At 66.3% G+C, this 14278-nt stretch carries 16 protein-coding genes; 11 read left to right on the top strand and 5 right to left on the bottom strand.

All coding sequences use genetic code 11. From position 1 onward, the window contains the following. From IT540_RS10745 to IT540_RS10765, 5 genes are all read left to right on the top strand, one after another. A partial coding sequence (locus IT540_RS10745; protein WP_291177087.1) for a quinoprotein dehydrogenase-associated SoxYZ-like carrier occupies positions 1-550 on the top strand: 550 nt, incomplete at its 5' end. After that, positions 547-852 carry a hypothetical protein gene (locus IT540_RS10750; RefSeq protein ID WP_291177092.1) on the top strand — a complete coding sequence of 102 codons (306 nt, stop codon included), beginning with the start codon at positions 547-549 and terminating at the stop codon, positions 850-852. The genes IT540_RS10745 and IT540_RS10750, both read left to right, overlap by 4 nt. Before the next feature lie 147 nt (positions 853-999). Next, positions 1000-1980 (top strand): catalase family peroxidase, encoded by a 981-nt coding sequence (locus tag IT540_RS10755; RefSeq protein ID WP_291177095.1) that lies wholly within the window; start codon positions 1000-1002, stop codon positions 1978-1980. 252 nt (positions 1981-2232) lie between these two features. After that, on the top strand, positions 2233-2751 hold the full coding sequence (locus IT540_RS10760; RefSeq protein WP_291177098.1) for a hypothetical protein: 519 nt from the start codon (positions 2233-2235) through the stop codon (positions 2749-2751). A gap of 100 nt (positions 2752-2851) precedes the next feature. Further along, positions 2852-3556, top strand: a complete 705-nt coding sequence (locus IT540_RS10765) for an NAD-dependent deacylase (protein ID WP_291177101.1) — start codon at positions 2852-2854, stop codon at positions 3554-3556. Between the two features lie 432 nt (positions 3557-3988). Here the strand turns inward: IT540_RS10765 and IT540_RS10770 are convergent, their stop codons facing one another. The 3 genes from IT540_RS10770 to IT540_RS10780 form a co-directional block, all read right to left on the bottom strand. After that, complete coding sequence (locus tag IT540_RS10770) at positions 3989-5275, bottom strand: pentapeptide repeat-containing protein (RefSeq protein ID WP_291177104.1); 1287 nt, start codon at positions 5273-5275, stop codon at positions 3989-3991. A 282-nt stretch (positions 5276-5557) separates the two neighbouring features. After that, on the bottom strand, positions 5558-6382 hold the full coding sequence (locus IT540_RS10775) for an RDD family protein (protein ID WP_291177107.1): 825 nt from the start codon (positions 6380-6382) through the stop codon (positions 5558-5560). A gap of 473 nt (positions 6383-6855) precedes the next feature. After that, positions 6856-8997 carry a S9 family peptidase gene (locus IT540_RS10780; RefSeq protein WP_291177110.1) on the bottom strand — a complete coding sequence of 714 codons (2142 nt, stop codon included), beginning with the start codon at positions 8995-8997 and terminating at the stop codon, positions 6856-6858. Between the two features lie 591 nt (positions 8998-9588). Here IT540_RS10780 and IT540_RS10785 point away from each other — a divergent pair. The 3 genes from IT540_RS10785 (at position 9589) to IT540_RS10795 (ending at position 11341) form a co-directional block, all read left to right on the top strand. Then, positions 9589-9996, top strand: coding sequence for a MucR family transcriptional regulator (locus IT540_RS10785; RefSeq protein ID WP_291177113.1), 408 nt, complete (start codon positions 9589-9591; stop codon positions 9994-9996). A 204-nt stretch (positions 9997-10200) separates the two neighbouring features. Continuing rightward, a complete protein-coding gene (locus tag IT540_RS10790; protein WP_291177116.1) occupies positions 10201-10686 on the top strand; it encodes a helix-turn-helix domain-containing protein in 486 nt (161 codons plus the stop codon). Between the two features lie 16 nt (positions 10687-10702). Then, the gene (locus IT540_RS10795; RefSeq protein ID WP_291177119.1) at positions 10703-11341 is read left to right on the top strand and encodes a DUF6456 domain-containing protein; all 639 of its coding nucleotides are present in this window, start codon (positions 10703-10705) and stop codon (positions 11339-11341) included. 52 nt (positions 11342-11393) lie between these two features. Here the strand turns inward: IT540_RS10795 and IT540_RS10800 are convergent, their stop codons facing one another. Both IT540_RS10800 and IT540_RS10805 read right to left on the bottom strand, forming a co-directional pair. After that, a complete protein-coding gene (locus tag IT540_RS10800) occupies positions 11394-11816 on the bottom strand; it encodes a SufE family protein (RefSeq protein WP_291177120.1) in 423 nt (140 codons plus the stop codon). A gap of 106 nt (positions 11817-11922) precedes the next feature. Beyond that, on the bottom strand, positions 11923-12273 hold the full coding sequence (locus tag IT540_RS10805) for a hypothetical protein (protein WP_291177122.1): 351 nt from the start codon (positions 12271-12273) through the stop codon (positions 11923-11925). Between the two features lie 272 nt (positions 12274-12545). On the opposite strand from IT540_RS10805, the gene IT540_RS10810 reads away from it, so the two are divergent. From IT540_RS10810 to IT540_RS10820, 3 genes are all read left to right on the top strand, one after another. After that, entirely contained in the window at positions 12546-13229 is a 684-nt protein-coding gene (locus tag IT540_RS10810) for a peptidoglycan-binding domain-containing protein (RefSeq protein ID WP_291177124.1), read from the top strand. 182 nt (positions 13230-13411) lie between these two features. Continuing rightward, positions 13412-13759 (top strand): DUF1491 family protein, encoded by a 348-nt coding sequence (locus tag IT540_RS10815; RefSeq protein WP_291177126.1) that lies wholly within the window; start codon positions 13412-13414, stop codon positions 13757-13759. Between the two features lie 147 nt (positions 13760-13906). Beyond that, complete coding sequence (locus tag IT540_RS10820; protein ID WP_291177129.1) at positions 13907-14101, top strand: hypothetical protein; 195 nt, start codon at positions 13907-13909, stop codon at positions 14099-14101. Positions 14102-14278: the final 177 nt, after the last annotated feature.

Here is a 14278-nt window from a genome sequence, read left to right on the forward strand (position 1 = left end):
CATCGATGAGAACCCGGCGCCCGTGGCCGCCGTGCTCCGCTTCGCCGACGCCTATCGCAACGGGAACGTGGGCGACCGCACGATCGAGGTGCGCGTACGGCTCGAATCTATGAGCCGCGTGCGCGCCATCCTCGAAACGAGCGACGGCGCCCTCTATGCGGCGAGCCAGTTCATCTCGGGCTCTGGCGGTTGCACCTCGACCGCGCTCAAGGACATGGACGAGGCGATGGCGGGTATCGGCCGCACGCGGCTCAGGGTGGCCGACGACCCGACGCGCGGCCCGCTGTGGAGCGAGGTTCACGTCCAGATCCGCCATCCGAACTTTTCCGGCATGCAGATCGACACGAGGACGAACCGCTACACGCCGGCGCTTTTCGTCGACCGCATCCACGTCGATGTCGGACACGAGCCGCTGGTGTCGATCGAGAGCGGAATTGCCGTCTCCGAGGATCCGAGCTTCCGCCTGAGCTTTGCCAGGCACGACCGCGCCACGGTATCCCTGGTCGCCCACGACACGGACGGCCGCACCTTCCGGTCGCGCGCGGAATGAAGCGGCGCGCCCTGTCCGGCCTCCTGCTGGTCGTCGCGGGCGGGCCCGCCTCCGCCGAGATCCACGACTACATGATCCGGCGCCTCCTCTATCTCGGCACGTCCTGCGGCGTCGACACGCTGGAGCGCCTCGAAAGCCCGGACGACCAGCGCCGCTTCAGGGCCGTGTGCCGTGACGTCGCCTCCTATCCGAAGGGCGTCGTCGTCACCTGCACCGACATCGCCGACGACCGCTCCTGCACCATCGACACGCCGCCCAAGGCGTTCGACAGCCTCGAGCTGCTGCAGCCGCGCCGCGAGTGAGCGCCCTTTCAGATATTTCGAGAGCAGCCTGAAACCGGGCACCCGGCTTTCCGTACCTGAGGGGAAGGGACGCATGGACTGGGCCGCCTTGGCGCGCGGCCGTTCCGGCGCTCTCGACTGTCCAGGGCCTCGGAAGGAATCCGCTTCATGCCATCACGTCGTTGCGCGGCGGCCGCCGCCATAGCCATCGCATTTGCCACGGCAGCCCCGCTGTCGGGCGCCCGCGCCGATACCGACCCCGAAGCCCTCGTCAACGCCTTGAATGCGGTCTTCGGCGCGCATCCCGGCAAGCGCGCGGCGCACCCGAGCGGGGTCTGCGTCAAAGGCTCCTTCACGCCGACCGACGAGGCGGCAAAGCTGTCCAAGGCGCCGCATCTCACAGGCAAGGGGCCATGGCCCGTCGTCGGCCGCTTCTCCATGGCCGGCGGCAACCCGGCGGCCCCCAACACCCAGAAGGACATCGCGCGCGGTCTCGCGCTGCACATCGACCTCGGCGGCGGCAATCAGACCGACATGGTGATGATCTCGGCACCCGTCTTTGCCGCCAAGACGCCGGAGAAGTTCCTGGAGCTGCTGCAGACGATCGCCACCAAGGACAAGGCGAAGATCGACGCCTTCTTCGCCGCCAACCCGGAATCGACGCGCCAGAAGACCTGGCTCAACGCGGGGCCCGTGCCTGCAGGCTATGCTACCACGAGCTACTTCGGCGTCCACACCTTCACGCTGACCAACGCCGAGGGGCAGAGCCGGATCATCAAATGGCAGCTCATGCCCAAGGGCGGCGAGGTCGGCCTCACCGACGAGGAGGCGAAGGCAAAGGCGCCGGACTTCTACAAGCCGGAGCTGACCGAGCGCCTAGCCAAGGGTTCGGCCGAGTTCGACCTCACCGCCATCCTCGGCCAGCCCGGCGACGCTCTCGACGACCCGACCGCGCTCTGGCCGGAGGACCGCAAGTCCGTCGCCATCGGCACGCTTTCCATCGCGGCCCTGGAGAACGATGCCGCCTGCGACACCAACATGTTCGACCCTACCAACGTCGTGGACGGTATCGCCGGCCCTGAGAACGACGGCATTTTCCTGATCCGCCCCGCCGCCTATGCGGTGTCCTTCTCCCGGCGCAACCAGTAGCGCCGCATTGACCGCAAAGGGCATTCGTCCGCACCCGGCCGCCCCGGCGGCCGGGCCCTTCGGGCGGCCGCAATGTCACAGAACGGCAACGGCAGTACACAGACGAATTTGCTATTCACGCGGGGCCGTGCGACTCCGCGCGGGCTTTGCTGCTAGCATCTCCGGGGCGATCCGGACGTATCATGCGCAGCACGCTTGCGGCCGCGCCAAGACACGCCGGCTCTCCGGCGTCCATTTCAAGGGGAGTTTCACATGTTTGGAGTACGTTGCAGAGCGGTGTCCCGGCGCGCCGTTGCGTTCGGTGCCGCCATTGCCACTTTGGGATCGGGTCTGGTCGCGGTGCCCACCGGCGCCGCTGCTCAGAGCCACGAGATCACCGTCACCGTCACGCGTTTTCAAGCCCTCGACAAGGCAGACGAACTCTCGAGCGGCGATTTCTTTGCCCGCATCAGGATCGACGGCAAGGCCGCGTTCTCGCCTGTGCTGAGCGGCCAGAGCGAGTTCAAGCCCAACTGGAAGCTCACGCTTCCCGCCTCGGGCGGCAAGGTGAACGTCAACCTGTCGCTGATCGACAAGGACGTGAGCGTCGATGACCCGATCGACATCAATCGCTTGCCGAACAAGCGCGACCTCGATTTCACGGTCGACACCAGGACCGGAAGGATCGAAGGTTTCCAGCAGTCCTACAAGACCGGCCAGACCATCACGCGCGCAGGCGCCGAGAACAAGAAGGCAAGCATCTCGTTCAAGGTCGACGTGAAGAAGAAATAAGCACTTCGGAGACGCAACGTATCGGGTAGGGCGGTCGTCGTGTCGCGACGACCGCCCTTTCGTTTATGATCCGGCAAGGCAGCGCGACCGTGAAGGGACCATGGGCAAGGAGCGGATTGTCATTCTGACCGGCGCCGGGCTCTCGGCCGAATCCGGCGTGCCGACGTTCCGCGACAAGGACGGTATCTGGGCCAAGGTCGACTACCGCGAGGTCGCGACGCCCGAGGGCTTCGCGAGGAATCCGGCCCGCGTGCACGAGTTCTACAACATGCGCCGCCGCGCCCACGCCGGCATCCGCCCCAATGCCGCTCACGCCGCGCTCGCAAGGCTCGAGCGCGAGCACGCCGGAGAAGTCTGGGTCGTGACGCAGAACGTCGATGCGCTGCACGAGGGCGCCGGCACGCAAAACCTGATCCACATGCACGGCCAGTTGTTTCAGGCCCTCTGCAACGCCTGCGGCAGCCGCGCGCCGTGGGCCGAGGACCTCTCGCTGACGACCGTCTGTCCCGCCTGCACGAACGCCGGCGGCATGCGCCCGGACGTCGTGTGGTTCGGCGAGATGCCCTATCACATGGAGCGCATCCGCGATCTGCTTGAGGCGGCCGACCTCTTCCTGTCCATCGGCACCAGCGGCAACGTCTATCCGGCCGCGGGCTTCGTGGCAGAGGCCCGCGCCTCGGGCGCCCATACGGTCGAGCTCAACCTCGAGCCGTCGGAGGGCTGCTCGCTGTTCGCCGAGTCCGTCTACGGCCCCGCCACCGCCGTCGTCCCCGCCTATGTCGATCGTCTACTGAAGGACCTGTGATGTCCGCACGATTGGGACGCCCGCCCGTCCTCAAGCGTCGAAGACATCCTCTAGAATTTTTCCGATTGGATTGGAAACATCACCGCCTCGATTTCGACGTATCTGGACTCCGGCCTGCGTCGGAGTGATGATATTTCTGCTCGAGCCGACTGCTCCTATCTCTCCATCATCCCGGCGGAGGCCGGGATACAGTTGCGTTGAGGATCGGCTCGGCGATGCTTCCATGCTAGTCGGAAAGACCTCTAGCCGATCTGACGTGGAAGCTTGCGTAGGCCCCGACCTGCGTCGGGGTGACGTCCAGTGTGTGGACGTCGGCTGCCATAAACTCTCTGTCATTCCGGCGAAGGCCGGAACCCACGCAAGTTTCCACCAGCGAGCCGATTGAGAACAGGCGTCATCGCAGCGGCTCACAACGGCCGATTGAGTTTCCAACTAGTGCCCGCCCCCCGTGCAGCGGATGCGCTCGATGCCCGTGCTCGTCGACAGGTCGAGTGGCGTGTCGCCCTCGCAGAGCCGTGCCCCGTCGAGCAGCACCGCGTGCGCCGTGACGCCCGCAAGCCGCGCGAGCGAGAGGTCCGCCCCCTGCATGCGCACGCGCACGAGGCGAGCACCCTCGAGGTTGGTCTCGATCAGGCTCGCGCCCTTGAGCGAGGTGTCCGTGAGATCGACGCGCCGCATGTCCGAACGGTCGAAGGTCGCGTGGTTGAGGTCGCGCCCACGCAGCGAGAAGCTCATCTCGTTGCCATAGCCTTGCCGGTCCGGCACCAAGTCCTCGTCCATCACGATCAGGTTGCGCGCGAAGAGGCTCGTCGGCCGCCGCGTCCAGTCGTCCACCTCGCCCTCGAACAGCACGGCCGTCGGCCAGAATGCCTGCCGGCCGCGCGCGCCTGGCGGCAGTGTGCGCGTGACGTTGCCGAGGCCCTGGTACGGCACCGGCGCCGCCACGGCCTCCACCCCGCCGAGCGTGCGGTCGATCCACTCGCCGGGAATGGTCGCCACCGCGACCGAGAACAGGATTACGAGGCTACCCGCGAACGTCGCCGCGAAGCGCCGCAGCGCAGTGTCCGTGGCAAGCGTCTCGGTGCCCGGATAGATCTTTTCGAGCCCCGCGAGCATGCGCGAGGTGCCGGCCAGGATCAGGAGGCCGACGAGCACGTAGCCGCGGTGCCACCACGTGATCTCGGCATCGTGCACGGGGAGGTAGGTGACCTGGAACGCGAGCAGGAGCCCGATCGGGAGCAGCCGGAGGAACAGCCAGTCCATGGCCCGGAAGGCGGCGCGCAGCGCGAGGTTCTGCTCTGGGCCGGCCTCGATCTGGGAGAAATAGTAGCTGTGCACGCGCAGCCGCGCCGGGTGCGTGAGCGGGATGGCCTCCTGCCGCGTAAGCCCGGCATCGAGCGCCTTGAGCTTGCGGGCGAGGATGATGTGCTGCTGCAGCACGCCCGCGTGCATCACGATGAGCACCAGCGGGCCGAACAGGATGAACGAGCGCAGCGGGATCGACACCTGCAGGATCGGCTGCGCGACCGGCGTGTTGAGCAGCAGATCACGATGGCTGATGCCGGAGAGCGCGATGAAGAAGTAGGCTTCGAGCGCGATCAGGAAGATCCAGGCGCTGCGCGCCGAGGCGCTGGCGACGTTGACGTCCTGCAGCAGGAGCTCGAGGTCGTCGCCCGGCGAGATCTTGGGCTGCGGAACCATCGACTTGTTACCGAACATGAGCGTCCCCTTACGTCTCCCCGGGGCGAAAGCTGCCTATTTTCAGACGGCTAACTTTCATCCCTGGGACGTTCATGCCCGAAAGGCCGCGCCATCTCAAGGGCGGCGGAGCCGGTCTTCCGATTTAGGTTGAAACCGTGCAGCTCCCCCTCACCCGGACGCGATATTCAATTGCGTCCGTCCCCTCCCGTCCATGCTCCGCAAGGACGGATGGAATTTCGGCTATTGACCCGAAGCGGACGTCTGTCCTCCACCATACCCATTGCTGAATTTCGGGTGTGCTCAGTCTCGCGCTAAATCGGTAGTGGCGTTGACGGGCCGGACCACGTCCGTACCGGCCCACTGATCATGCAAAAGGCGACGATGGCGCACGGCCAATACGACGGCGCTGATCACATACGCAAGCTGCAGCAATTGCAACACGTCAGCAAGTGCGCCGAGATGGTCGATGCCATGCGAGGTGACGAGCTTGAGGTTAAAGACCTGTGTGTCGGTTGTCGGCAAGCGGCGAAAAAAGATCTCGCCCGCACCTGCGGCCAGCACGATCAGCTTGATCACGTTGCGCTTGGTGGCAGCCGGGAGCGTGAGCGTCGCGCCATCCAGCAACTTGGTGCGAATGCCGACGACGTATTTCCCGATCGTTGCGCCGAACCACCATTCCAGCAGGATCAGGTACGGTGCGAGGATCACCAGGATCAGGTCATCCAGATAGAAGGGTCGAGCCGGACGCCAGGTCTCGTCGGTCGCCAACGTGATCTGTCGCACGTCGCTCGAATCCTGTCCGGCCGCTGTCCTCTCGGTCACAACGAGTTTCCAGTCATGGGCGATGCCGAGCACCGACCAGGTGCAACTGCGGGCACTTGCAGCCTCGAAGTCGTCTGGCAGCGCCAGTCCCGCCGGAACAGACTCGCTGCTGGTGCAGTTGACGACGTTGAAGATTGTGCTCGCGACGCGCACGCGTCCGCCGGTCACCTCCACGAGAGCCAAACCGATAAGCGCCATCACCAGGTTGATAATCAGGACATCCACGGCAGTCGCCACGCCGCGTTCCCAAAGACGTGCGCGCGACTCGGCGGGCGGACGCGAAGATTGTGACGTCTCGACCATGTGTAGTCCCGCGAAATGATTAGACGTACAGGATGTTCTATCTCCCATGGGCGATAGATTTGCAGCGCTCCCGCGCCGGCATGCGCTCGTGGTTGATGTTGACCGTCAGTGCGTTCGGCTCGTCTAAAGTACGTAAACGTCGGCGGTCGCTGCCGTATGCGTACAAACGATCTAATGCACCAACCTGTAGATCATTGTCGCGTAACTGGGGACCTTCGCGGGCAGTCAGCGTGGCACTCTGCATCGCCGGCCGCACTAATACCTAGTCCAGCCGAGATGCCAACGCTCGGCGGAAAATCGCAAAGTGCCGCTCCGACCAAGGCTATCCGCAATCGCGGTGTGCGGCTGTTCCGTGAGGAACAGTGTCCACCAATGTCACCTTCTGGTCCGAAACCGAAATTCAACCTGAGACATTACCCAAGGCTGCATCGCCTCCAGGTAGGAAGCGCTGCACTGATCAGTCGCAAGCCCCCTCAACCCTCGGCCAGCCCCGCGATCTCGAGCGCGAAGGCGTAGCCGATGGCCGTCTCGCGCAGGCGCTCGAAGCGGCCGGACGCGCCGCCGTGGCCGGCCTCCATGTTGGTCTTGAGCAGCACGAGATTGTCGCTCGTGTTGAGCTGCCTGAGCCGCGCGATCCACTTCGCCGGTTCCCAATAGGTGACGCGCGGGTCCGTAAGGCCGGCGAAGGCGAGGATGTGCGGATAGGTCTTTGCCTCGACGTTGTCATAGGGGCTGTAGGAGCGGATGATGGCGAAGTCCTCGGCGCTCTCGATGGGGTTGCCCCACTCGGGCCACTCCGGCGGCGTCAGCGGCAGGTCCTTGTCGAGCATGGTGTTGAGCACGTCGACGAACGGCACGTCGGCGATCAGGCCCAGGAACAGGTCCGGCGCCATGTTGGCGACCGCCCCCATCAGCATGCCGCCCGCAGAGCCGCCATTGGCGACGATGCGCCCGCGCCGCGTCAGCCCTTCGGCCGCGAGATGCTCGCCCGCCGCGATGAAGTCGGTGAACGTGTTGCGCTTCGTCTTGTGCTTGCCGTCGGTGTACCAGCGGTAGCCCTTGTCCTTGCCGCCGCGGATGTGGGCGATGGCGAAGATGAAGCCGCGGTCGACCAGCGAGAGCCTCGCCGTCGAGAACGACGCCGGGATGGAGATGCCGTAGGAGCCATAGCCGTAGAGGAACAGCGGCGCCGACCCGTCGAGCGGCGTACCCTTGCGGTAGAGGATCGAGACCGGCACCGTCTCGCCGTCCTTGGCCGGCGCGAACAGGCGCCGGGTGACGTAGTCGTCCGGGTTGTGGCCGGAAGGGATCTCCTGGCGCTTGCGCAGCACGCGCGTGCGCTGAGCCATGTCGTAGTCGTAGGTCTCGGCCGGCGTCGTCATCGACGAGTATGTGAAGCGCAGCGTCGTCGTCTTGAACTCGTAGCCTTCCGACATGCCGAGCGCGTACGCCTCTTCCGCGAACGCGATCCGGTGCTCGCCGGCGAGATCGAGGATCTCGCGGTCGACCTCGATGCCCGGCGTGATCGGCGTGATGACGAGGCGCGGCAGGCTGTCCTCGCGCTCGAGCCGGACCAGATAGTCGCCGTAGGCCTGCATGTCGAGGATCAGCCGGCCGGCCTTGTGCGGCACGATCTCGCGCCAGTTGGCGCGACCCGGCTGATGCACCGGCGCGGCGACGACGCGGAAATCCTCGGCGTCCTCCGAGTTGGTGAGGATCAGGAGGTGCGACCAGTGATGGTCGACGTGATACTCGTGTCCCGTCTCGCGGGCCTCGACGAGGTGCGGCAGGCTCGTGGGCTCGTCCGCGTCGATGAGACGGATCTCGTTGGTCTGGTGGTCGTGCGCGTCGATGGCGAGGTACTTGCCCGAGAGCGTCTTCTGCAGCGCCACGTAGAAGCCGATGTCGCGCTCCTCGTAGACGAGCACGTCGTCCGAGACCGGCGTCCCGAGCCGATGCCGGTAGACGAAGAGGGGACGGTGATGGTCGTCGAGGCGGATGTAGAACAGCGTCTGGCTGTCGTTCGCCCACTGCATCTCGCCGCGGGTATCGGGGATCGCATCGGGGAGATCCTCGCCCGTCGCGAGGTCGCGGATGCGGATCGTGTAGATCTCCGACCCCTTGTCGTCGACCGCATAGGCGAGCAGCCGGTGGTCGGGGCTGTGCGCTTTCCCGCCGAGGTCCCAATAGGCCAGACCCTCGGCCTCGGCATTGCCGTCGAGGAGCACGTGCTCGTCCCCCCCGCCGCGCGGGCGCCGGCAGAGCCGAGGATACTGCCCGCCGGCGACGAAGTTCGAGTAGTAGTCGAACGGCCCGTCGGGCGCCGGCACCGAGGAGTCGTCGGGCTTGAGGCGCGCCTTCATCTCGGCGAAGAGCTTGGCCTGCAGCGGTTGCGTCTGGGCGAGCGCCGTTTCGGTATAGGCGTTCTCGGCTTCGAGGTAGGCGCGGATCTCTGCGTCGAGCACGGAGGGATCGCGCATCACCTCTTGCCAGTTGGCCGCGCGCAGCCACGCGTAGTCGTCGACCAGCGTGACGCCATGGTGCGTCGCGGTGACGGGCTGGCGCCGGGCGACGGGCGGGGAGGGGAGAGCGGCGCGCGAGACGGGGCCATGCATTGGCGGCAACCTTCCGTAGGGCTTGGGACCGTCGTCCCCTAAGGGGAGCGGGGAGGCGAGGCAACGGGTTTCGACGACGAGATCGGTTGTGAAGCCAGGCCCCGGATCCGGGGCGGCGTGATTTACCAGTCGCCCAAAAATGCACTCCGGCAGCCGCGAGGCAACGTGCCCAAAAATGCATCGTACCTTTCAATCTTAACGAAGGATTGGAGCTGCAAGCAAGCTCGCGCGGTCCGCGATCTATTGCACGGGGCGGCAGGATCACACGAGAAAACCTTGCTGGTGCGCCACATCCAAATGGAAGCAGCAGCAATCGCGCGTTTCGCAAGGCAGAGGATATGTCTTGCCGCAGTTAGGGATTTGCTCAGGATTTGCAGCCCCGGCGTTGACATCAAACATGGAATGATGTCCAAAGACGCGGGCGGCATAGATTGCCCGCACCGCATCACACACTGAGCAAGCCGGCCGGATGATGTTGGGGTCAGCTTGAGTCTATTGCGGAAAGACTATAAATAGCCTTGAGTTGACTTTATTGGATGTAGTTTTCGGCGTCCGCGGTTGCGTTGCGGGCCCGTTTGGAAGGAAGCAGCGATGGAAGACGGGGCCCAGCCGGAGTTGGTCGAGCTGACTGCGAGGATCGTTTCCGCGTTCGTGAGCAATAACACGATCGGTGCGGAGAACTTGCCGCAACTCATCAACGAGACCCATGCCGCATTGAGTCGCGCCACGGGCACCGTTGTGCAGCCGGAGCGCGAGGAGCTGAAGCCGAAGGTCCCGGTCAAGAAGTCGGTGATGCCCGACCACATCGTCTGCCTCGAGGACGGCAAGAAGTTCAAGTCGTTGAAGCGCCACCTGCGCACCCACTACAACCTGTCGCCCGAGGAATACCGCGAGAAGTGGGGCCTGCCGCACGACTATCCGATGGTGGCGCCGAACTACGCCCGCGCCCGCTCGGACCTCGCCAAGAAGATGGGCCTTGGCACGCGGCGCGAGAAATAGCGCGCCACACAGATCGAAGCACACGCAAGGGCGCGGCCGCAGGGCCAGCGCCCTTTTTGCTTTGCGGTAGCTGCGCTGCAGCGCGAGCGGGTGGCGCACTTATCCTCGCCGTTCACTGCTCCGCTAGTTTCGACGTGGGCCGCATCGCGTCACGGCGTAGGATCGGCGGCGTGAAGGGCGATCGAGATCGGGAGACGATACCGCATGAGCCTGAGAGCCGCCGTTGAGTGTGCCGCGCCGCCGCGGGCCGGCCGGGACCGCCTTGCCGCGTGGTTCATCGCCTCGCAGGGCGGGCGCGAGATCTGCCTGCCGGCCGTGGCCGACGGCGGGGAACGGCCGCTCAGCCGCCTTCCCGAGACCGAGGCCGACCGCGTGCGGCACCTGATCGAGGCGGCCATCGGCGACGTGTTCGGCGTGCGGCGCGACGACCTCGGCAAGGCATCGCGCGGCAAGGCGCCGGTCGCGCTGGCGCGTCAGGCGGCCATGTACGTCGCCCACGTCTCCTGCGGATGGAACCTGACCGACGTCGGCCAGATCTTCGCGCGCGACCGCACCACCGTCGCCCACGCCTGCGCGGTGATCGAGGACCGCCGCGACGACCCCGTGTTCGACCGCGCGCTGGAATTGATGGAATGGATCGTACCCACGCTGGTGGGACGCGACCTCATCCACGGGCATCACGGCATCTGAAATCCCGAGGCCACGAATGAGCAATCCCGCGAGCACCCGTTTGCCGAAGGCCCCCGTGCGCGCGCCGCGCACCCGCAAGGCGCACAAGCCCGCTGCCGATCGTGCGCTCCCCGTGCGCAACATCGCCGAAAGCCCCATCGCCTGGCTGTTCAACCGCCCCGACCGTGACGGCAACCCGCTGATCAGCGAGGCGCAGTTCAACGCTGGCGAGAAGCTGCGCGCCGACTTCTGGTTCGCGCAGATGCAGCCCAGCGTCACCCAAAGCTGGAGTTTGTCAGCAAGCGCCGGGGCAGGCCGGCGCAGCGCACCGGGCACCGGCGTTGAGCTCGCGGACAATGTCATCGCCGCCGGTGAGCGTGTGCGCCGCGCGCTGTCCGCCGTTGGCCCCGAGCTCTCGGGCATCCTCATTGACGTGTGCTGCCACCTGAAGGGCCTCGAGGATGCCGAGCGCAAGGCCGGCTGGCCGCAGCGCTCGGGCAAGATCGTCCTCGGCGTGGCCCTCTCCGCGCTCGCGCGCCACTACGGCTTCACCTCACCGGCCGCTGCATCGACGCCGCATGTCGCGCGCGTCCGCCACTGGGGCACTGCCGACTACCGCCCCGCCATCGACGGCACCGAGGACGCCGCCGACGGCGCACTGCCGTCATCCCGGTGAGGCCGGGATCCAGACAAAGTTTCCAAGAGCGAGCGGGTGAGTGGAGGGCGCCTCACGCCACCGCCGCGCGGGCGTCGGACTGGATGCGCGCCACCATCGACGCGAGGCCATTCGAGCGCTGCGGCGTCAGATGCTCCTTGAGGCCGAGCGCCTGGAACGCCGCCTCCGGCTCGATGGCGAGGATCTCGCGCGCGGGCTTGTCCTGATAGAGCGCGAACAGGATGGCGATCAGGCCGCGCACGATGTGCGCGTCGCTGTCGCCCTGGAAATGCAACACGGGCCCCGTACCGTTCTCTCCCGGCCGTGCCTCGCTCCAGAGCCACACCTGGCTCGCGCAGCCGCGCACTTTCGTTGCCTCCGTGCGGAGCGCGTCGGGCAGCGGCGGCAGCGTACGGCCGAGCTCGATGATGTAGCGGTAGCGGTCCTCCCAGTCGTCCAGGAGCTCGAAATCCGACTGGAGGCGGGCGATGGTCATGCGTGCGAATGTCCTCCGGCGGCCCATGCGGCCGACAGAGCACATATAGGGCTTCCGGCGGGCGAGGGAACCGGTTTTACCGGGCCCTCAGGGCGTCACGTCGCCGTCAGATATCGCCATCCCGCACCTCGGCGCGCCAGACGGGACTCAGGTCCTCGGGCTTGAGCGTTCCGCGCTCGCTCGCGAGCTGCGGGACGGGAGCGCCGGTCGGAGCGCCCTCGAGCGAGGTGCGGATCGCCACGTCGTAGGCGAGCTTGCCGGCGAACTGGGCCTTGCGCAGAAAGGCGTCCCAGAACTCGCCCGCCATCTCGCACTGGCGCCCGTTGCGGTCGCAGTAGGTGATGGTCCAGTGCGCGGCCGTGGCCGCGCGCTCGTAAAGCGCCTCTTGCTGCTCCTGGTCGGACGGCATCACGGCGACGCCGAGCGAGAGAACGACGGCAATCCGGAACAAGGACATGGCGAGCGGCAACTCCGGTCGTGGACGATGCGGGTCTGGAAACCCCTGATGTCCCGCACGCTACGGCAAAAATTTTGAGGAAGACCGGCCGCCGGAGCGACAATTTAAGACGATCTTTAAAAGAGTTATCGGAAAATTTGAGACGAATTTTATGGGCTTTGGAGCAGGTTAAGGCAATCTTAACAGCCGCCCCACGATACTGCCGCCGCCCGACAAGACGAGTGAGGCCAGGCCCCACGATGACGCCATCTGCTGTGAGGTTTGCGTTCCTGATGTTTGCCCTCCTCACGGGTGCGATGGCGACCAACATCTTCGTGCTTCAGCCGCCCGCCCGCCAGTTGGCCGGGCTTGCGCCCGCAACCGACGCTCCGTCGGCCGCGCCGTCGGGGTGGAGCAGCCGCCACGACGCGCCGCCTGCCACCGCCCCCGCGCCATCGTCCACTCGGCCGTCGGCCGTCGTCCCGCGCCTGGAGACGGGTGCCGTGAAGCCGCTGCCCGAGACCGCGGACCGCACGGATCTCGTCCGCGCCATCCAGCGCGAGCTCAAGGCCAAGGGCTACGAGACGGGCGCCGTCGACGGCGTCGCAGGGCTCGTCACGCGCGGCGCCATCATGGCCTACGAGGCCGACTCGGGGCTGCCCCTGACCGGCGAGCCCCGCCCGGCGCTGCTGCAGCATCTCGTCCTCGGTTCGTCCGACATTTCGGCGTCCGGCGCGGGCGACCGCACGCCCCCCGGCCCGGAGGCCGAGGCGGTCATCCGCGCGGTGCAGCGGGCCTTCCGCCAGCTCGGCTACCTCACCACCGTGCCCGACGGACGCTTGAACGACGCCACCAGACGTGCGATCCGGAGGTTCGAGATAGACCGGAAGCTCAAGGAAACGGGCCGCATCTCCGGCGAGCTCCTGGCAAAGCTCGCGGGGCTGGCGAGCGACGCGCTGCAGGCGGCCAAGCACTAGACCATGATCGCTTTGGACCCTATCGGTCCGAAGCGTGAATCATTGGTCCAACAAGTGACCATGATCGCTTCGGACCCTATCAGTCCGAAGCGTGAATCATCGGTCTCGTCAAAAGGGCGGAGCCGCCGGACGGCGCCCGCGTCCACGGGCGAGCCCCAACATCCCGAAGCAAGGCCGGAGCGATGCGGCTCAAATCCGAAATCTGGGTCAAGGCCTACGTGCGCCGCTCGGCAGGCGGCGGCCGGCACGCCTATATCGTTCGCCACGGCGATGACGACGCCGGTGCCATCTACATCCGCATCAATCGCCTCGACGGCACGTCGCTGCTTTACGGCCCCGCGCCTGCATCGCTGTCGGGCCTCGAGACCGACCGTCGCTGGGTGGCGTTCTTCAAGGGTGCGGCGCGTCCCGACGCCGAGGTCGACGGTGTGCTGGAGCGCGAGGCCCGCACCGATCCCGATCTCTGGATCGTCGAGGTCGAGGCGCGCGACGGTGTGCACGGCCTCGAGGGATGGCTGGCAGAGATCTGAGGCATACGGGACACGCCTTCGCTGTAGCGTGCGCTGCGTTAACCTTTTGTTAACCAAAGCAGGAGCCCCATAGATGTATCCGCGACGATGCGGAACGCCCGACGAGGGACCGGGCGACAGACGCGAGGATGCAGGGGGAGCCACGCGATGGCCAGCATTCTGGAGTTCAGGCAGCCGGCGTTCGGCTGTCGCCAAGGCACAGCAAGACGCGAGGGGAGAGGGTCCGCCGACATCGTTCTCTTTCCCGGCGTCCGCTACGAGCGGTGGACCGAGACGTCGTCCGATACGGCAAAGCCACGCCGCCGTGCACGCCGCCGCGATCACCTCGACCTCGACGATTGAGAGCCGACGGTCGTGACGTATCACCCGCGTAGCTTCCGCTGCGCGATCTTCCATGACGTGGACGCGCACACCCCACTTTCCTCCCCCTCGAGGGGGAGGACGCCGCGCCATGAGTTAGCGAGCGATCCCGGTGTGGGTCTCGCCACGCATGCGTGACAGCTCGCTAACTCATCCTCG

The sequence above is a fragment of the Hyphomicrobium sp. genome, assembly GCF_020852195.1.
GTDB lineage: Bacteria > Pseudomonadota > Alphaproteobacteria > Rhizobiales > Hyphomicrobiaceae > Hyphomicrobium_C.